The organism is Pseudomonas sp. SMN5 (assembly GCF_052041925.1).
GTDB lineage: Bacteria > Pseudomonadota > Gammaproteobacteria > Pseudomonadales > Pseudomonadaceae > Aquipseudomonas.
Map to the genome: position 1 here is coordinate 115,184 of NZ_JBKGGX010000003.1, position 18,935 is coordinate 134,118.

13 protein-coding genes are annotated in these 18,935 nt (G+C 62.5%); 12 read left to right on the forward strand and 1 reads right to left on the reverse strand.

Annotated elements, in window-relative coordinates:
• Positions 1-3 precede the first annotated feature (3 nt).
• A complete protein-coding gene (gene aceE / locus ACLEJR_RS03910; protein WP_440797015.1) occupies positions 4-2,649 on the reverse strand; it encodes a pyruvate dehydrogenase (acetyl-transferring), homodimeric type in 2,646 nt (881 codons plus the stop codon).
• A gap of 382 nt (positions 2,650-3,031) precedes the next feature.
• On the opposite strand from aceE, the gene glnE reads away from it, so the two are divergent.
• The 12 genes from glnE to ACLEJR_RS03970 all read left to right on the forward strand — a co-directional run bounded on the left by glnE (position 3,032) and on the right by ACLEJR_RS03970 (position 18,891).
• On the forward strand, positions 3,032-5,971 hold the full coding sequence (gene glnE / locus ACLEJR_RS03915; protein ID WP_440812256.1) for a bifunctional [glutamate--ammonia ligase]-adenylyl-L-tyrosine phosphorylase/[glutamate--ammonia-ligase] adenylyltransferase: 2,940 nt from the start codon (positions 3,032-3,034) through the stop codon (positions 5,969-5,971).
• Positions 5,972-6,420: 449 nt separating this feature from the next.
• Positions 6,421-7,455, forward strand: a complete 1,035-nt coding sequence (waaF, locus tag ACLEJR_RS03920) for a lipopolysaccharide heptosyltransferase II (protein ID WP_440797019.1) — start codon at positions 6,421-6,423, stop codon at positions 7,453-7,455.
• A 1-nt stretch (position 7,456) separates the two neighbouring features.
• Complete coding sequence (waaC, locus tag ACLEJR_RS03925; protein WP_440812259.1) at positions 7,457-8,515, forward strand: lipopolysaccharide heptosyltransferase I; 1,059 nt, start codon at positions 7,457-7,459, stop codon at positions 8,513-8,515.
• On the forward strand, positions 8,515-9,639 hold the full coding sequence (locus tag ACLEJR_RS03930; protein WP_440812261.1) for a glycosyltransferase family 4 protein: 1,125 nt from the start codon (positions 8,515-8,517) through the stop codon (positions 9,637-9,639). Before waaC ends, ACLEJR_RS03930 begins: the two co-directional genes overlap by 1 nt.
• Complete coding sequence (rfaP, locus tag ACLEJR_RS03935; RefSeq protein WP_440797025.1) at positions 9,636-10,442, forward strand: lipopolysaccharide core heptose(I) kinase RfaP; 807 nt, start codon at positions 9,636-9,638, stop codon at positions 10,440-10,442. Before ACLEJR_RS03930 ends, rfaP begins: the two co-directional genes overlap by 4 nt.
• Positions 10,442-11,176: a lipopolysaccharide kinase InaA family protein gene (locus ACLEJR_RS03940; protein ID WP_440812263.1), complete on the forward strand. Its 735-nt coding sequence runs from the start codon at positions 10,442-10,444 to the stop codon at positions 11,174-11,176. Before rfaP ends, ACLEJR_RS03940 begins: the two co-directional genes overlap by 1 nt.
• Positions 11,173-11,925, forward strand: coding sequence for a lipopolysaccharide kinase InaA family protein (locus ACLEJR_RS03945; protein ID WP_440812264.1), 753 nt, complete (start codon positions 11,173-11,175; stop codon positions 11,923-11,925). The genes ACLEJR_RS03940 and ACLEJR_RS03945 overlap by 4 nt, the downstream gene beginning before the upstream one ends.
• Positions 11,925-13,376 carry a lipopolysaccharide kinase InaA family protein gene (locus tag ACLEJR_RS03950; RefSeq protein WP_440812267.1) on the forward strand — a complete coding sequence of 484 codons (1,452 nt, stop codon included), beginning with the start codon at positions 11,925-11,927 and terminating at the stop codon, positions 13,374-13,376. Before ACLEJR_RS03945 ends, ACLEJR_RS03950 begins: the two co-directional genes overlap by 1 nt.
• A 314-nt stretch (positions 13,377-13,690) precedes the next feature.
• Positions 13,691-15,448, forward strand: a complete 1,758-nt coding sequence (locus ACLEJR_RS03955) for a carbamoyltransferase family protein (RefSeq protein WP_440812269.1) — start codon at positions 13,691-13,693, stop codon at positions 15,446-15,448.
• A complete protein-coding gene (locus ACLEJR_RS03960; protein ID WP_440812506.1) occupies positions 15,432-16,562 on the forward strand; it encodes a glycosyltransferase in 1,131 nt (376 codons plus the stop codon). The genes ACLEJR_RS03955 and ACLEJR_RS03960 overlap by 17 nt, the downstream gene beginning before the upstream one ends.
• Positions 16,562-17,458 carry an antimicrobial resistance protein Mig-14 gene (locus tag ACLEJR_RS03965; RefSeq protein ID WP_440812271.1) on the forward strand — a complete coding sequence of 299 codons (897 nt, stop codon included), beginning with the start codon at positions 16,562-16,564 and terminating at the stop codon, positions 17,456-17,458. Before ACLEJR_RS03960 ends, ACLEJR_RS03965 begins: the two co-directional genes overlap by 1 nt.
• 8 nt (positions 17,459-17,466) lie before the next feature.
• On the forward strand, positions 17,467-18,891 hold the full coding sequence (locus ACLEJR_RS03970; RefSeq protein ID WP_440812274.1) for a PIG-L deacetylase family protein: 1,425 nt from the start codon (positions 17,467-17,469) through the stop codon (positions 18,889-18,891).
• The last annotated feature ends 44 nt before the right edge of the window (positions 18,892-18,935 follow it).

The following is an 18,935-nucleotide window of genomic DNA, read 5'->3' on the forward strand; positions in this document are numbered from 1 at the left end:
TCCTCAGCAGTCCAGTGGGTTGCGTTTTTCCGGATCGATGCCGAACTTGACGATGGCCTCGGCCACCACCTTGGGTTCGATATCGCCACGGTCAGCCAAGGCTTCCAGGGCTGCCAACACCACGAACTTACGGTCGACTTCGAAGAAGTGACGCAGCTTCTTGCGGCTGTCGCTACGGCCGAAACCGTCGGTGCCCAGCACCTTGAATTCCTTGGAAGGAACCCACTGACGGATCTGTTCGGCGAACAGCTTCATGTAGTCGGTCGAGGCGATGACCGGACCTTTGCGGCCGTTCAGGCATTCTTCGACGTAGCTCAGCTTCGGCTTCTGGCCAGGGTGCAGGCGGTTGCTGCGCTCTACGGCCAGGCCGTCGCGACGCAGTTCGTTGAAGCTGGTCACGCTCCAGACGTCGGCACCGATGTTGAATTCCTCACGCAGGATCTTCGCCGCTTCACGCACTTCGCGCAGGATGGTGCCGGAGCCCATCAGCTGGACGTGGTGCGCGGCTTCGCGGGTGTCTTCCTCAAGCAGGTACATGCCCTTGACGATGCCTTGCTCCACACCGGCCGGCATGGCTGGCTGCTGGTAGGACTCGTTCATCACGGTGATGTAGTAGAAGACGTCCTGTTGCTCTTCGGTCATCTTCTTCATGCCGTCCTGGATGATCACCGCCAGCTCGTAGCCGTAGGTCGGATCATAGGTGCGGCAGTTCGGGATGGTCCCGGCCAGCATGTGGCTGTGACCGTCTTCGTGCTGCAGGCCTTCACCGTTGAGGGTGGTACGGCCGGCGGTGCCGCCGATCAGGAAGCCACGGGTGCGGCTGTCGCCAGCGGCCCAGGCCAAGTCGCCGATACGCTGGAAGCCGAACATCGAATAGAAGATGTAGAACGGCAGCATCGGCTGGTTGTGGCTGGAGTACGAAGTACCGGCGGCAATGAAGGAGCTCATGGCGCCCGCTTCGTTGATGCCTTCTTCGAGGATCTGGCCCTTCTTGTCTTCGCGGTAGAACATCACCTGGTCTTTATCGACTGGCTCGTAGAGCTGGCCGACGGACGAGTAGATGCCCAACTGGCGGAACATGCCTTCCATACCGAAGGTACGGGCTTCGTCCGGGATGATCGGGACGATGCGCGAGCCGATTTCCTTGTCCTTGACCAGCTGCGCGAGGATCCGCACGAAGGCCATGGTGGTGGAGATTTCACGGTCGCCCGAGCCGTCCAGGATTGCCTTGAGGGTTTCCAGCGGCGGTGTCGGGATGCTGATGCTCTTGGCGCGACGCTGCGGTACGAAACCGCCCAGCGCGGCGCGGCGCTCGGCCAGGTAACGGGCTTCGGCGCTGCCTTCCTCGGGCTTGAAGAACGGCAGGTTTTCCAGCTCGCTGTCCTTGACCGGGATGTCGAAGCGGTCGCGGAACAGCTTCAGGCTGTCGACGTCGACCTTCTTGGTGTTGTGCGCGGTGTTCTTCGCTTCGCCGGCACCGGTGCCATAACCCTTGATGGTCTTGGCCAGGATGACGGTCGGCTGCTCTTTGTGGTTGACCGCCTGGTGGTACGCCGCGTAGACCTTGTACGGGTCGTGGCCGCCACGGTTGAGTTTCCAGATCTCGTCGTCGGACAGATCGGCAACCATCGCCTTGAGTTCAGGCGTATTGAAGAAGTGCTCGCGGACGAACGCGCCGTCCTTGGCCTTGTAGTTCTGGTACTCGCCGTCGATGACTTCGTCCATGCGGCGTTGCAGGATGCCGTCGACGTCCTTGGCCAGCAGTGGGTCCCAGAAGCGACCCCAGATGACTTTGTTGACGTTCCACTGGGCGCCACGGAACACGCCTTCGAGTTCCTGGATGATCTTGCCGTTGCCGCGAACCGGGCCGTCGAGGCGCTGCAGGTTGCAGTTGATGACGAAGATCAGGTTGTCCAGCTTCTCGCGGCCGGCCAGGGAGATCGCCCCCAGGGATTCCGGCTCGTCGCACTCGCCGTCGCCCATGAAGCACCAGACCTTCTGCTTGCCCGGCTGGATGAAGCCGCGGGCTTCCAGGTACTTCATGAAGCGCGCCTGGTAGATCGCCTGGATCGGGCCCAGACCCATGGAAACGGTCGGGAACTGCCAGAAATCAGGCATCAGCCAAGGGTGCGGGTACGAAGACAGGCCGTTGCCGTCCACTTCCTGGCGGAAGTTGTTCATCTGGTCTTCGGTGATGCGGCCTTCCATGAACGCACGGGCGTAGACGCCGGGCGATGCGTGACCCTGGAAGTAGATCAGGTCGCCGCCGTGTTCGTTGGTCGGGGCCTGGAAGAAATAGTTGAAGCCGATGTCATACAGCGTCGCGCTGGAGGCGAAGCTGGAGATGTGACCGCCCAGGTCTGAATCTTTCAGGTTGGTACGCATGACCATGGCCAACGCGTTCCAGCGTACCAGCGAGCGAATGCGGCGTTCCATGAACAGGTCGCCGGGCATGCGTGCTTCGTGGGTAACGGGGATCGTGTTGCGGTATGGCGTGGTGATGGCGTAGGGCAGTTGCGAACCGCTGCGGGTGGCGAGTTCGCCCATACGGGTCATCAGGTAATGAGCACGGTCTTCGCCTTCTTTGTCGAGAACCGATTCCAGGGCGTCCAGCCATTCCTGGGTTTCGACGGGATCGAGGTCTTGCATGGCTTGCTCCAGGGCGGAAAGGCTACCAGAATCGGTTGCCTGAGTTTGCGACTGGCCTTGTGGGCAGACGATATAAATTCTTGGATTGCCGAAGGTTGTCTCGGCGGCGTGTAGTTTTACTACAAATCGTTGGCCGTTTCAGCCTTTCGAATGTATAGACGAGTAGTAAAACTACACATGAGCGGCTTGTGGCCCCTCGTTTCGTTGTGAGAATAATCGTTACTGTTGGTCGTAAGCCAACTCGAACAGGTAAAAACTTGATGCCGGCTGCCAATAAAATCAGATTTTCAGCTATTTATCATCTTTGTTCGACAGTCGATCAGGTAGTGTCTTTGGGAAAATCACTACATCCAGCCTTTCCCGCGCCGATCAAGGATAGACCATGAGCCTGCCCTCGCTAGCCCCGATACCGGCCATTCTCCAGTCATTGGTCAGTCGCGCCGAGCAGTCGTTCCGTGCGGCAGTGGCCTTGTTCGACGACGACCACGGGCTGTCGACCTGGACGGCGCAGCGCTGGGAGGCGTTCAACCGAATCGCCGCCGCCAGCGACTTTGTCGTCGAGCAGAGCCTGCGCGACCCGGTCATGTTGCTGGAGCTGGTGCGCAGTGGCGAGCTGGACCGCAGCTTCGCCCCCGGTGAGTTGTGCGCACAGATCGCCACGGCGGTGCAGGCCGCCGAAACCGAGGACGAGCTGGGCCGCGTCCTGCGCCGCCAGCGCACCCGCCAGCAAGTGCGGATCATCTGGCGCGACCTGACTCGCCAGGCCGATCTGGTCCAGACCTGCCGCGACCTCTCTGACCTGGCCGACGCCTGCATCGACCAGGCTTATCAATGGTTGTACCAACGCCTCAGCCAGCAATTCGGCACGCCCACCGGGCGGCGCAGCGGCGAGCCGCAGCAGATGGTCATCCTCGGCATGGGCAAGCTGGGTGCGGTGGAGCTGAACCTGTCTTCGGACATCGACCTGATCTTCGCCTACCCCGAGGGCGGCGAGACGGTCGGGGTCAAGCGGCCGCTGGATAACCAGGAGTTCTTCATCCGGGTCGGCCAGCGCCTGATCAAAGCCCTGGACCCGATGACCGTCGACGGCTTCGTGTTTCGCGTCGACATGCGCCTGCGCCCCTATGGTTCGGCTGGCGCGTTGGTGCTGAGCTTCAACGCGCTGGAGCAGTATTACCAGGACCAGGGGCGCGACTGGGAACGCTACGCCATGATCAAGGCACGGGTTGTCGCCGGCGATCAGGCGGCCGGGGCGCAACTGCTCGACATGCTGCGCCCGTTCGTCTATCGACGTTACCTGGACTTTTCCGCGATTGAAGCGCTGCGCACCATGAAGCAGTTGATCCAGCAGGAAGTGCGGCGCAAGGGCATGGCCGACAATATCAAGCTGGGCGCGGGCGGCATCCGTGAGGTGGAGTTCATCGCCCAGGCCTTCCAGTTGATCCACGGCGGCCGGGACCTGAGCTTGCAGCAGCGACCATTGCTCAAAGTGCTGGGGACCCTGGAGGGCCAGGGTTACCTGCCGGCCAAGGTGATCGATGAGTTGCGCGAGGGCTATGAATTCCTGCGCTATACCGAGCATGCGATCCAGGCCATCGCCGACCGCCAGACCCAGATGCTGCCGGACAGCGCCCAGGATCAGGCGCGGATCGCGTTCATGCTGGGCTTCGACGACTGGTCGGCCTTCCACGAGCGATTGATGCACTGGCGCGGTCGCGTGGCCTGGCATTTCGGCCAGGTCATCGCCGATCCGGATGAAGAAACCAGCGGCGAAAGTGAAGTGGTGGTGGGCGGCGAGTGGTTGCCTTTATGGGAAGACAGCCAGGACGAAGAGGCCGCCTGCCGCCAACTGGAGGAGGGCGGCTTCGTCGATGCGCCCAAAGCGCTCAAGGCCCTGGCCATGCTGCGCGGCAGTCCGCAGTTGCGGGCGATGCAACGTTTGGGTCGCGAGCGTCTGGATGCCTTCATTCCGCGTCTGCTGGCTCAGGCGGTGGAACACGCCAACCCGGACCTGGTGCTGGAGCGGGTGCTGCCGCTGGTAGAAGCCGTGGCCCGTCGCTCGGCCTACCTGGTGCTGTTGACGGAGAACCCCGGCGCCCTGCGGCGCTTGCTGACGCTGTGTGCGGCGAGCCCGTGGATCGCCGAGCAGATCACCCGTTTCCCTCTGCTGCTCGATGAGTTGCTCAACGAGGGGCGCTTGTTCAAGCCACCGCTGGCGCCCGAGCTGGCGGCGGAGTTGCGTGAACGGCTGACGCGCATCCCCGAGGATGACCTCGAACAGCAGATGGAGGCGCTGCGGCATTTCAAGCTGGCGCACCGCCTGCGCGTGGCCGCCTCGGAAATCGCCGGCAGCCTGCCGTTGATGAAAGTCAGCGACTACCTGACCTGGCTCGCCGAGGCGATCCTCGAACAAGTGCTGGCCCTGGCCTGGCGCCAGACGGTGGCCAAGCACGGTGTGCCGCTGCGCACCGACGGCAGCCTGTGCGATCCCGGCTTCATCATTGTCGGTTATGGGAAAGTCGGCGGCCTGGAACTGGGGCATGGTTCGGACCTGGACCTGGTGTTCATCCACGACGGCGACCCGCAAGCGGAAACCGATGGCCCGAAACCGATCGATGGTGCGCAGTTTTTCACCCGCCTTGGTCAGCGGATCATTCATCTGTTGACGGCCCAGACCAACTCCGGGCAGCTCTATGAAGTGGACATGCGCCTGCGTCCGTCCGGGGCGTCGGGGCTGCTGGTCAGTTCCCTCGGGGCGTTTGCCCGCTATCAGGAGAACGAAGCCTGGACCTGGGAGCATCAGGCGCTGGTGCGGGCGCGGGTGCTGGTGGGCAGTCAGGACGTAGGGCAGGCGTTCGAGAAGGTCCGTGCCCAGGTGTTGGGGCGCAAGCGCGACTTGCCGGGGTTGCGCCAGGACGTCAGCGAGATGCGCGCCAAGATGCGCGATAACCTCGGCAGCAAGGCCACGGCTGCCGGGACTGCGGCGAATGCCTTCGAGGCGAGCGCGCCGTTCGACCTCAAGCAGGATGCCGGAGGTATCGTCGATATTGAATTTATGGTGCAATACGCGGCCCTGGCGTGGTCCGAGGAACACCCGTCGCTGCTGCGCTACACCGACAATATCCGCATCCTGGAAGGATTGCAGGAGGTCGGGCTGATGCCGGCCGAAGACGCGGCCATGCTGCGCGAGGCCTATAAAGCCTACCGCTCCGCCGCCCACCGCCAGGCCTTGCAGAAAGAGGCAGGAGTGATTGCAGGCGACCAGTTCGTTGAGGAGCGTCGGCAGGTGCTGCGGATCTGGCGAGAGCTGGGGCTTGATTGATTGCTGGCGAATGAAAGGCCCTTGTGGGAGCGAGCCTGCTCGCGATGGCGGAGTGTCAGGCGGTAATGATGTTGAAAGTGCCGGTCTCATCGCGAGCAGGCTCGCTCCCACAGTTGGATCTGTGGTGTCGTGCGGTATTTGAGTAGATATGAAGACCCTTGTGGGAGCGAGCTTGCTCGCGAAAGCGGCATGTCAGGCAGCGATGATGTTGGATGTGAGGGCTTCATCGCGAGCAGGCTCGCTCCCACAGTTGGATTTGCGGTGTTACGCCGCACTTGGAACGAATGAAGAACCCTTGTGGGAGCGAGCCTGCTCGCGATAGCGGAATGTCAGGCAACACAGATGTCGGATGTGTTGGCCCTTTCGCGAGCAAGCCCGCTCCCACAATGGGTTGCAGTGTTCTTGAGGCGGGGAGGCGTAGGCCTCCCCGTAGCGTTTTTGGAAACCACATGAATATTCTGATCGTTGGGCCCAGCTGGGTCGGTGACATGGTGATGGCGCAGACACTCTTCCAGTGCCTGAAGCAGCGCCATCCGCAGTGCGAAATCGACGTCCTGGCGCCCGAGTGGAGCCGGCCGATCCTTGAGCGCATGCCCCAGGTACGCAAGGCCTTGAGCTTTCCGCTCGGTCACGGCGCGCTGGAGCTGGCGACCCGCCGACGCATCGGCAAGTCCCTGGCCGGCCAGTATGACCAGGCGATCCTGCTGCCCAATTCGTTGAAATCGGCGCTGGTGCCGTTCTTCGCCGGGATCCCCAAGCGCACCGGCTGGCGTGGCGAGTTCCGCTACGGCTTGCTCAACGATGTGCGCACCCTGGACAAGGACCGTTATCCGCTGATGATCGAGCGTTTCATGGCGCTGGCCTATGTGCCGGGCGCCGAGTTGCCCAAACCGTATCCGCGCCCCAGCCTGGTGATCGATCCGGTGAGCCGCGACGCTGCGCTGGCCAAGTTCGGCCTGAGCCTGGACCGCCCGGTGCTGGCCCTGTGTCCGGGCGCCGAGTTTGGTGAGTCCAAGCGCTGGCCGGCGGAGCATTACGCCCAAGTGGCCGAAGCGAAGATTCGTGAAGGCTGGCAGGTCTGGTTGTTCGGCTCGAAAAAAGATCACCCGGTGGGCGAGGACATTCGCTCGCGGCTGATTCCCGGTCTCAGGGAAGAGTCGGTTAACCTCAGCGGCGACACGTCCCTGGCCGAGGCGATCGACCTGCTGTCCTGTGCCGATTCGGTGGTGTCCAACGACTCCGGACTGATGCACGTGGCCGCCGCCCTGAACCGCCCGTTAGTTGCAGTCTACGGCTCCACCTCGCCCGGCTTCACGCCGCCGCTGGCCGACCAGGTCGAAGTGGTGCGCCTGGGCATCGAGTGCAGCCCTTGCTTCGATCGCACCTGCCGCTTCGGCCACTACAATTGCCTGCGCCAACTCCCGCCTACGTCGGTAAACGAGGCCCTGGAGCGATTGCAGGGCACTCCCGTGGAGGTCCGGTAACTTGCGGGTATTGCTGATCAAGACCTCTTCGCTGGGGGATGTGGTCCACACGCTGCCGGCCCTCACCGATGCCGCGCGGGCGATCCCGGGGATCAAGTTTGATTGGGTGGTGGAAGAAGGCTTTGCCGAAATTCCCACCTGGCACCCGGCCGTGGGCAAGGTCATCCCAGTGGCGATTCGGCGCTGGCGCAAGAACCTCTGGCAGACCATCAAGAGCGGCGAGTGGCGGCGTTTCAAGCAAAACATGCGCGCTGAAAAATACGACCTGGTGATCGATGCCCAGGGCCTGTTGAAAAGCGCTTGGCTGACCCGTTACGTCAAGGCTCCGGTGGCCGGCCTGGATAAGCAATCGGCCCGGGAGCCTCTCGCCGCGCGCTTTTATTCCAGGCGCCTGGCGGTGGCCCGTGGTCAGCATGCCGTGGAGCGGGTGCGGCAATTGTTCGCCGTGGCGCTCGGTTATGACCTGCCGCAAACCCTGGGCAACTATGGCCTGAATGTCGATCGTCTGGTTGAACTACCGCGCAAGTACCCCTATGTGGTGTTCCTGCACGGCACGACCTGGGAGTCCAAACATTGGCCTGAACTCTACTGGCGCCAGCTTTGCGAACGCATGGGCCAGTTCGGCGTGGTGGTGAAACTGCCGTGGGGCAACGCGCTGGAGAAAGCCCGGGCCGAGCGCATCGCCAAAGGCCTGCGCAACGTCGAAGTGCTGCCGAAGCTGAACCTGGGCGGCATGGGCAAGGTACTCGCCGGCGCCCAGGCCTGCGTGGCGGTGGACACCGGTCTCGGTCACCTGGCCGCGGCCCTGGACGTGCCGACCATCTCATTGCTCGGTCCGACCAACCCGGTGCTGACTGGCGCCTACGGCAAGGGCCAGATACATCTGGCCAGCGATTTCCCCTGCGCCCCCTGCATGCAGAAACAATGCACTTATCCGCCGACCGCCGAAGATGCGCGTCGGTTCGACCTGAAACGCGAGCAGCCGCTGTGCTTCACGCGTCTGAACCCCGAGCGTGTCGCCAGCCACCTGAGCACGTTATTGGCTGAGGAGCCGCGCTGATGCAATTGGCTTTTGTCCTTTACAAGTATTTCCCTTTCGGTGGCCTGCAGCGAGATTTCATGCGCATCGCCCTGGAATGCCAGCGCCGCGGTCACCAGATTCGTGTCTACACACTGATCTGGGAAGGCGACGTCCCGCCAGGCTTCGAAGTGCTGGTGGCGCCGGTCAAGGCGCTGTTCAATCATCGACGCAACGAAAAACTCAGTGCGTGGATGGAGGCCGACCTGGCCAGGCGCCCGGTGGACCGTTTGATCGGCTTCAACAAGATGCCCGGCCTGGACGTCTACTACGCTGCCGACGGCTGCTTCGAGGACAAGGCGCAGAACCTGCGCAATTCCCTGTACCGGCGCTGGGGTCGCTACCGGCATTTCGCCGAGTACGAGCGGGCGGTGTTCGCCAAGGACGCGAAGACCGAAGTGCTGATGATCTCCGAGGTCCAGCAGCCGCTGTTCATCAAGCACTACGACACGCCGCTTGCGCGCTTTCACCTGTTGCCGCCGGGCATCGCCCAGGATCGTCGCCGGCCCGCCGATGCCGATGAGATCCGGGCCGCGTTTCGGGCCGAGTTCGCGCTGGCGGACGATGACCTGCTGCTGGTGCAGATCGGCTCCGGGTTCAAGACCAAGGGCGTGGATCGCAGCCTCAAGGCTTTGGCCGCGTTGCCATCAGAGCTGAAAAAACGTACCCGGCTGTTTGTAATCGGCCAGGACGACCCCAAAGTATTCCAGTTGCAGAGTGCCGCGCTGGGGCTCGGCGACAACGTGCGGTTCCTCAAGGGCCGCAGCGACATCCCGCGTTTCCTGCTGGGCGCCGACCTGTTGATCCATCCGGCGTACAACGAAAACACCGGGACGGTATTGCTTGAAGCCCTGGTGGCCGGCTTGCCGGTGCTGGTCAGCGCGGTGTGCGGGTACGCCCACTACATCGCCGAGGCGGACAGCGGCCTGGTGCTCGACGAGCCGTTCGAACAGGCGCAGCTCACCGAATACCTGGGCCGGATGTTGAGCGACACCAATGCGCGGGCGGCCTGGAGCCGCAACGGCCTGGCCTTCGCCGAGACGGCCGACCTCTACAGCATGCCGCAGCACGCGGCCGATGTGATATTGGCGGAGCACGCACGATGAAACTGATGCTGGCCGAACCGTTCAAGAGCCTTTGGGCCGGGCGCGATGCGTTCGCCGAAGTCGAGGCGCTCAAGGGCGAGGTCTATCGCGAACTTGAAGCCCGACGCACCTTGCGCACGGAGGTCGATGGGCGTGGCTTTTTCGTGAAAATCCACCGTGGCATCGGTTGGGGCGAGATCATCAAGAATCTGGTGACCGCCAAGCTGCCGGTCCTCGGCGCAGGACAGGAATGGAAGGCGATCCAGCGCTTGCAGCAAGTCGGCGTGCCGACCATGACCGCAGTCGCCTACGGCGAGCGGGGCAGTAATCCGGCGGACCAGCACTCGTTCATCGTCACCGAGGAGCTGGCGCCCACCGTCAGCCTCGAAGATTTCAGCATCGACTGGGTCAGGCAGCCGCCCGAACCGACGCTCAAGCGCGCCCTGATTGCCGAAGTGGCGCGCATGACCGGGATGATGCACCGCGCCGGGGTCAACCATCGGGACTGCTACATCTGTCACTTCCTGTTGCACACTGACAAACCGATCACTCCGCAGGATTTCAAGCTGTCGGTGATCGACCTGCACCGTGCCCAGACCCGCCCGGCCATCACCACCCGCTGGCGCAACAAGGACCTGGCAGCCCTGTACTTTTCGGCCCTGGACATCGGCTTGACCCGCCGTGACAAGCTGCGTTTTCTCAAGGGCTATTTCCAGCAGCCGCTGCGCCGGATCCTTGCCGAAGAGGCTTCGCTGTTGAACTGGCTGGAGGGCAAGGCCAACAAGCTGTATGCCCGCAAGCAGCGCTACGGGGATGCCCTCTGATGTCGGGTTGGAATCTGGAGCCGGCGTACGCCGATCTGGCGCAGGATTTCGGCAGCCTCGAAGCGGTATTCGCCCTGCAAGGCGAGCGCCTGACTCGCGACCCGCTGTCCGAGGTCATTCGGGTGCAGCGCAATGGTGTGAATTATTACGTCAAGCGCTACGTCGCGGCCGGCAAGGGCTTGCGCCGATACCTGGGCAAACCGCGGGTCAAGTCCGAGTGGCAGAACCTCAAGCGCTTCGCCAAATGGGGCATCCCCACCGCCGAGATCGTCGGCTGGGGCCTGGAGCGCAACGGCGCCGCTTATGCCCGTGGTGCGATGATCACCCGGGAACTGCCGCACACCGAAGACCTGTCGGCCCTGGCCGATCGTCATGATCCGCGGCTGACCGATCGCCATTGGGTCGACGGTGTGAGCCAGCAACTGGCTGGTTACACCCGAACCATGCATGAACACCGCTTCACACATAACGATCTGAAGTGGCGCAACCTGCTGATCGACGACCGGGCGCAGCTGTTCCTGATCGACTGTCCCAATGGTGATTTCTGGCGCGGCTTCTGGCTCAAGTACCGTATCACCAAGGATCTGGCGTGCCTGGATAAAGTGGCCAAGTATCATTTGTCCGCAACCCAGCGCCTGCGTTTTTACCTGCAATATCGCCAGCGGGACCGGCTCGATGCGTGCGACAAAAAGCGTATCCGCCACGTGGTGAGATTTTTCGAGGGGCGTGAATGACTGATTTTCTGGCCGCTGAGGACCGGGCGTTGCTGCAACGTCATGGCCTGGACAGCTTCGATGCCTTGTGGGCGCGACAACTGGATGCGGTGGACGAGCCCAATACCTCGGGCGACGGATGGAGCAGCGTGTTCCGCCTGGACCTGGAAGGACAGGGCTATTACCTCAAGCGTCAGAGCAATTACCTGACGCGGACCTGGGCCCACCCCTTTGGCGAGCCAAGTTTTTCCCGGGAGTTTCGTAACATCAGCCGTTATCGGCAGATGGGGATTCCGGCGCTGCAAGCCGTGTTCTATGGGCAGCGCAAAGTGGATGGCGAAGTGCGGGCAATCCTGCTGACCCGTGCCCTGGATGGCTGGGATGACCTGGATTCGCTCCTGCAACGCTGGCCGAGCCTGACGGCGGCGCAGCGCGCCACTGTCCTGAAAGCCTGCGGCCAATTGGCGCGGCGCCTGCACGGCATGCATCAGGTGCACGGCTGCTTCTACCCCAAGCACATCTTCCTGCAAGCCAGCGCCGGCGGTTATCGGGCGCAATTGATCGACCTGGAGAAAACCCGGCCACTGCTGTTTGGCTGGCGCGATCGGGTCAAGGACCTGGAGCCCCTGCTGCGTCGGGCATCGATCTGGAGTGACGCCGATGTGCGCCAATTGTTGTCTACCTATCTGGATCAGCCGCCCGACGCCGCCCTGGTGGACAGTTGGATGAGCCGCCTGAGTGTCCGGCGCAGTCACAAGAGAGCCCGTTGATGCGTTTGTCAGAACTGAAAAGCGTCGGTCGCCATCCCGTCCTGCCGTTGAGCCTGGAGCTGGCAGATGCTGCTGGCCCGGCACAATTGCAGCTGCTTTCCCTGCTGCGTGTATTGCCGGGACAGCGTTACGTTGGCGCGGGCGTCTGGCGCGGCCGGCCGGTGTTGGCCAAGCTATTGGTCGGCAGCAAGGCCGCCCGGCATTTTCAGCGGGAACTGCAAGGTGTGCGCCTGTTGGCGGAGCAAGGGTTGACCACCCCGCTGTTGCTGGCTGACGGCCTGAAAGAGGGCGAAGGCGGCTGGCTGTTGTTCGAGTTGCTCGAAGACGCCCAGAGCCTGGGGGATGCCTGGAAACAGGTCGAGCACCTGCCGTTGCTGGACGACGAGCAGGCCGCGGTACTGGCCGAAGCCCTGGGCGCCATCGCTCAGTTGCACAGCAAGGGTCTATGGCAGGAAGACCTGCACCTGGACAATCTGCTGCGCCATGGCGGCCAACTTTATCTGATCGACGGTGCGGGCATTCGCGCTGAAACGGCGGGTCAACCGCTGTCGCGACACAAAGTGCTGGAGAACCTGGGAGTGTTTTTCGCTCAGTTGCCCAAGTCCCTGGAGCCGTTCAACGAGGAACTGCTGGTGCACTACCTTCTGAGTAACGCCGAGCATGCGTTGCCCATGGAGGCCCTGCAGAAGCAGATCGACAAGGTCCAGGCCTGGCGCCTGAAAGACTTCCTGGAAAAGGTCGGACGCGAGTGCAGCCTGTTCAGCGTGCAACGCGGCGCATTCGGCCTGCGGGCTATCCGCCGTGAAGAAGAGGCTGCCATGGTACCGGTGCTGGACCAGGCCGATGCCCTGCTGGACCGGGGCCACTTGTTCAAGACCGGAGGCGCGGCGAGCGTCGGCAAGGTCGATGTGAACGGCCGCAACCTGGTGATCAAGCGCTACAACATCAAGAATTTTGCCCATTGGCTCAAGCGTTTCTGGCGCCCCAGCCGTGCCTGGCATTCCTGGCGCGAAGGCCACCGCCTGGCCTTCCTCGGCATCGCCACGCCCAAGCCCTTGGCGTTGCTGGAAAAGCGTTTCCTGTGGCTGCGCCGCAGCGCGTACCTGGTCACCGAGCATCTGTCGGGGCCGGACATCATCGAGCGCTTTGCCCCTTACGTGGAAAGTGGCGAGGCGCCCGAGCCCGAACTGCTGGCCCTGGACCGGTTGTTCGCCGATCTCATCCGCGAGCGGATCAGTCACGGCGATTTCAAGGGCCACAACCTGTTCTGGCAGCATGACCGCTGGGCCCTGATCGACCTCGACTCCATGTGCCAGCATCGCACCCAGGCCAGCTTCGCCCCGGCGTACGCACGGGACCGGGCACGGTTCATGCGCAACTGGCCCGAGGACAGTAGGTTGTATCGGGTGATTGATCAGCGACTGCCCAAGGATATCAAGACTCAAGCCTGAGTTCGTCCGCCAGTGCGCTATCGCGAGCAGGCTCGCTCCCACAGGGGCCGATGATAGATGCAGGATCTATACGCGCCGCGATCGACAGTGGGAGCGAGCCTGCTCGCGATAGCGGCAGTCGGTATTGGGAGTCTGTAACGGCCCATATACATGTCGTAGTAATTCGCCTCAAAGCTCCACGGCTCGCCGCTAGAGGTTTGGGCCGGCTTTTAAGTTATAATCGCCCCCTTTGGCTGCCCCGCGCCCTGGCGAGCGGCACATCAACTTTTTCGAGGCGCTTGTCGCCCGTATGCAGATTAAGAGGCTAGACCCCTGTGGCATTGACGATTCTTGGCCTGTCCGGCGCCCTTAGCCATGATCCTTCCGCAGCGCTGTACATCGACGGCAAGCTGATCGCGGCAGCCGAGGAAGAGCGCTTCGTACGTGATAAACACGCAAAGAACCGCATGCCCTATGAGTCGGCGAAGTTCTGCCTGGAGCAGGCTGGTATCAAGCCGTCCGACGTCGATGTGGTGGCGATTCCGTTCGCCCCGATCAGCCTGTTCGGCAAGGCACGCTGGCACTATGCCAAGCGCTACTGGTATGCCCCGGACCGTGCCCTCGATGCGATTCTGATGGGTAACCGTCGCTACAAGCGTTATCGTCGCAAGATCGTCTGGTGCCTGGAGCAATTGGGCTTCGACCCGAAAAAGATCAAGATCGAGCCGGTCGAGCACCACCTGGCCCACGCCTCCAGTGCCTATCATTGCTCGGGTTTCCAGGAGAAAACCGCGATCCTGGGCATCGACGGCAAGGGCGAATACGCGACCACGTTCTTCGGATACGGCGAGAACGGCAAGATCCACAAGATCAAGGAGTTCTACGACCCGGACTCCCTCGGTGGCCTGTATGGCGCGATCACCGAATTCCTGGGCTTTGAAATGCTCGACGGTGAGTTCAAGGTCATGGGCATGGCGCCGTACGGCGACGCCACCAAATACGATTTCTCGCGCCTGGCTTCGTTCGAGAACGGCGAACTGGTGATCAACACCGACTACGCTAACGTGATCGGCCTTCGCCGCTATAAAGAAAAGGGCAAGGGTTTCTACTTCTCGCCGAAGCTGATCGAATGGCTCGGGCCGAAACGCGAAGGCGACATCGCCGACGAGCCTTACATCCATTACGCGGCCAGCATGCAGGCGCTGTTCGAGAAGCTCGCGCTGCAAATGATCGATCACTACCTGGGCGATGTGCTCAAGGAAACCGGCAAGCTGGCGTTCGCCGGCGGCTGTGCGCTTAACGTCAAGCTGAACCAGAAGATCATCGCCCGCGACGACGTCAAGGAACTGTTCGTGCAGCCGGCTTCCGGCGACGCCGGTACCGCGGTCGGCGCGGCGGCTTATGTGTCACACGCCCGTGGCGTGCCGGTAGAGAAGATGGAGCACGTCTATCTCGGCCCGGCCTACAGCAATGAAGACGTGATCGCCGCGTGCTCGCGCCATCCGAGCAAGCCGGCCTGGCGCAAGATCGACAACACCCCCGAGCGCATCGCCAGGATCATGGTCGATGGCAACCCGGTGGCCTGGTTCCAGGGCCGCATGGAGTTCGGCCCGCGTGCGTTGGGCGGACGTTCGATCATCGGTTGCCCGAGTGCCAGTGGCGTCGCCGACCGCATCAACGAACAGATCAAGTTCCGCGAGCGCTGGAGGCCTTTCTGCCCGTCGATGCTCGACACCGTCGCGCCACAGATGATCAAGGTCGATCACCCCGCGCCGTTCATGACGTTCACCTTCGAAGTGGCCGAGGAATGGAAAACCCGTGTGCCGGAAGTCGTTCACGAGGACGGCACCTCCCGGGCCCAGGTGCTCAAGCGCGAATACAACCCACGATACTACGACATGATGAAGGCGCTGGAAGTCCTGACGGGCAACGGCGTATCCCTGAACACATCGCTCAACCGCCGTGGCGAACCGATGATCTGTTCGCCGACCGATGCGTTGAACATGTTTTTCGGCTCCGACCTGCAGTATTTGATCATGGAAGATATTCTGGTGGTCAAAGAGGGTGTGGATGCTTATGACACGTTCGGCTGAGCGACAGGTACTGCAGTTCTGCCACGGTTATGACGGACCGTTCCTGGACTGCGCGCGACAGTATGCCAGCCTGTTCGCGGGTACCGGCTACCGCGTGACCACGGTGTTCCTCACCGGCGTCGCGGATGCGCAGGTAGCCGCCAGTTGCGCCTCGGATGAGGTGCTGTTCATGGAGTACAAGTCCAGCGCCATTCGCGGCCTGAAGCTGGGTGCCATCGGCGACCTGCGCAAGATCGCCGCATCGCGCAACTTCAGCTTCTGTATTGCTCATCGCTTCAAGCCGATCTATATCGCCCTGCTCGGGACCTCCTTGCCGGTGATCGGCGTGCACCATGCCTTTGGCGACTACAAACGGCGTACCCGTCGGCTGTTCGCTCATATCTTTCGCAAGCGCCTGAGCCTGCTCGGAGTTTCCGATGCCGTGCGTGACGACATACGCCGCTGCCTGGCGAAGTGGCCGGCCGTGCGGATCCAGACGCTGTACAACCGCATCGATCTGGAGGCCACCCTGGCCGGCCTGCTGCCGCGGGATGAAGCGCGGCGCAACCTTGGGCTGGATGCAGGCGCCTGGATTGTCGGTAATGTCGGGCGCCTGCACCCGGACAAGGACCAGGCCACGCTGTTGCGCGGCTTTGCCGCCGCATTGGCCTATCTGCCCGCTAACAGCCAGCTGGCGATCCTCGGCCAGGGCCGTCTGGAACAGGATCTGCGCAAGCTCGCCCTTGAGCTGGGCATCGCCGATCGAGTGATGTTCCTCGGCCAGGTATGTGACGCCCGCCGCTATTTCCGTGCCTTTGATGTATTTGTCCTGAGTTCCAACCATGAGCCGTTTGGCATGGTGCTGCTCGAGGCCATGGCTACAGGCGTACCGCTGCTGGCCACCGCCTGTGGCGGTGCGAAGGAAGTGGTCGAAGGGGTGGGCATCCTGTTTCCCCTGGGCGATGCCGAACACATGGCCCAGGGGTTGCAACACCTGGCAGCCATGGATGACCTGCAGCGCCGCCAATGCGCCGAACTGATGCTCGACCGCTTGCGTGAGCGCTTCTCGGATCAGGCTGTGCGCGAAGCATTCTGGCGCTTGCCTCAAGTCATCGACCTGGCGCCGAGAGCCTGATGCTCAATCGATTCCAAGGCTGGCGCGAGCGTGGCTGGACAGCCGTAGATGCATCCATATATGCCCAGGCCTGGCAGCGTTTTGGCGGCAGCGTGGCCACCCATCCGCTGGTGGTCGAGCGCCTGGCTGCGTTGGCGGGGATTCCCGTGCGCTACCTGGCGTATGAACAGCAAGGCGAAGTGAAGGCCGCGATTCCCACCTGGGGCCGCGACCTGGCCTTATCCAAGGACGTGCTCAAGCGCTGCGGCAAAAAAGGCTTGTTCGACCTGGGCAATGCCGAGCTGATCCTGCCTGCGGCGCCCGATGCCCAGGCACCGCTGCGCCATCGCGCACGTTACCTGTCGCAGCTCAACCAGGGCCGTTTCAGTGGCTTGAAGTTGCAGCAGGAACAACTGGCCATGGCCCGCACGCCGGAAGAACTGTCCAAGAAGTTTCGCTACAACCAGCGCCGTGAATTGCGGTTGCTGGAAGAGGCCGGCGGATTGGTGCGGCCGGTCGAGGCGTTCTCCAGTTCGGATCTGGCGTCGATCTACTGCGATTTGTTCCTGCGCCGCTGGGGCTTTGCCGCCACCGGTGCCGAACGCATGGGTGAGGTGCTCGAACTGTTGCGCCCATGGTTGATCGGTTCGGTGATCTTTCTCAACGATGCGCCTATCGCCATCCAGCTGGTGTATCGCGTCGAAGCGCCCGAGTGGATCAGCGTCGAATACATCAATGGCGGCGTCGACCCGCAGACCCGCGAATTCAGTCCCGGCAGCGTGTTGAGCTTTCTCAACACCCAAAGCGCCTGGGAACATGCCCGCGCCGCCGGCAAGCCGTTGCGTTTCTCGTTCGGCAGGGCGGACCGGGAGTACAAGGACCGTTGGTGCAACCCCGTGCCGGTGTTTACCGTATGAATCCATCAATGAGTCGCAAGCAACAATTGCTCAAACGCCATCGCCGCAACAAGCGCGTGGGCCTGCTGCTCGCGTTCGTTGTGCTGGTTCTGTCGGGCGTGCTGGTCGCCTGGTGGCTGCCGTTGGTACTTGCGGTCGTGGGCTGGGTCGCCCATGAGGCCTGGTTCGCCGATCATCTGTTTTATTCGCCTGGGGACGATTACCAATACAGCTTCCCGCCCTTTACCCAGCAGCCCAAGGTGCACCTGCATGGCGGGCGGCTTCGGCTGGACGAGGGTGTGATCCTGGACGACGGTGCGACGCTTATCCTGGCATTGCGGGTCAAGAGCAGCTGGCTGGGGCGCTTTGTTGACCCGGTCGTGGAGTTGTCGGGCGGTGACGTGCCGGACCGACAGACGTTCGAGCGTGGTGTCGATGGCCTGCGCTATCTCAACCTCAGCGAGCAAGGGGCCGTATTGTCCCGAGGGGAACTGCGTTTGCGCGGACGCTTCTGTCGTCTGCTGGGAGAGCCGACGCTCTGGTCTTTCACCTCGCCGCCACTGCATCGCCAACGGGTGATGGTCATCGCGCCCCATGCCGATGATGCCGAGCTAGCCGCCTACGGGCTGTACAGCCAGGCTGACGAAACCTGGATCGTGACCCTGACCGCCGGTGAAATCGAAGCCGAGCACTATCAGCGGATGGGCCTGGATGGCGTCGAAGCTGCCCGGCTCAAAGGTCGCTTGCGAGCCTGGGACAGCATTGCGGTGCCCCGCTGGGCCGGGGTGCCGGAATCGCGATGTGTACAGCTGGGCTATTTCTGCCTGCAATTGGCAGCCATGCAAGCGGCGCCTGATCAGCCCCAGGGTTCTCGCGAAGCCGACCTGAGCGACACCCGGCTGTTTCGTCGGATGAACCCGTTCGTGTTGCCGGGCGATGCTGACGGTGCGCCCACCTGGACCAATCTGTTGGCCGACCTGCGCGAACTGCTGCTCAAGGCGCGTCCGGAGGTGATAGTGCTGCCACATCCGACGCTCGATCCGCACGCCGATCACGTCTGCGCCCATGACGCTGTGATGCAAGCGCTGGCGGGCCTGCAATGGCAGCCAACCACGTTGCTGGGCTACGCCAATCACCTGCACGACAATGACCGTTGGCCCATGGGCAACACGGGAGAAGGCGTGGCATTGCCGCCGGTCTTTGATCCGGAGCGGCCAATGCACCCCCTGAGCCTGCCGCTCTCGGTGGCGCTCCAGCGAGACAAGGCCATGGCGCTGGGCATGATGCATGACCTGCAACCGCCGTTGCCATTGAAACGGCGGTTGAGGCGTTTGATCCAGGGTTTGCTGACTACCCGAATCGGTTCCGCCTACGGCGAGAACGAATTTTTCCGTAAGGCGGTCAGGCGTCACGAGCTTTTCTGGCTGATGAAGTCTGCTGAAAGGCAGAATTGAACACAAATGACAGAAAGGGCCCGGTGCCCCCGTCCTGGTAAATG

What these genes read in the sequence shown, in the direction of transcription:
- glnE (WP_440812256.1), top strand. Translation starts at nt 3,032, where the DNA reads ATGAGCCTGCCCTCGCTAGCCCCGATACCGGCCATTCTCCAGTCATTG.
- aceE (WP_440797015.1), bottom strand. Translation starts at nt 2,649, where the DNA reads ATGCAAGACCTCGATCCCGTCGAAACCCAGGAATGGCTGGACGCCCTG.
- ACLEJR_RS03965 (WP_440812271.1), top strand. Translation starts at nt 16,562, where the DNA reads ATGCTCAATCGATTCCAAGGCTGGCGCGAGCGTGGCTGGACAGCCGTA.
- ACLEJR_RS03945 (WP_440812264.1), top strand. Translation starts at nt 11,173, where the DNA reads ATGACTGATTTTCTGGCCGCTGAGGACCGGGCGTTGCTGCAACGTCAT.
- ACLEJR_RS03940 (WP_440812263.1), top strand. Translation starts at nt 10,442, where the DNA reads ATGTCGGGTTGGAATCTGGAGCCGGCGTACGCCGATCTGGCGCAGGAT.
- ACLEJR_RS03960 (WP_440812506.1), top strand. Translation starts at nt 15,432, where the DNA reads ATGACACGTTCGGCTGAGCGACAGGTACTGCAGTTCTGCCACGGTTAT.
- waaF (WP_440797019.1), top strand. Translation starts at nt 6,421, where the DNA reads ATGAATATTCTGATCGTTGGGCCCAGCTGGGTCGGTGACATGGTGATG.
- ACLEJR_RS03970 (WP_440812274.1), top strand. Translation starts at nt 17,467, where the DNA reads ATGAGTCGCAAGCAACAATTGCTCAAACGCCATCGCCGCAACAAGCGC.
- ACLEJR_RS03950 (WP_440812267.1), top strand. Translation starts at nt 11,925, where the DNA reads ATGCGTTTGTCAGAACTGAAAAGCGTCGGTCGCCATCCCGTCCTGCCG.
- rfaP (WP_440797025.1), top strand. Translation starts at nt 9,636, where the DNA reads ATGAAACTGATGCTGGCCGAACCGTTCAAGAGCCTTTGGGCCGGGCGC.
- ACLEJR_RS03930 (WP_440812261.1), top strand. Translation starts at nt 8,515, where the DNA reads ATGCAATTGGCTTTTGTCCTTTACAAGTATTTCCCTTTCGGTGGCCTG.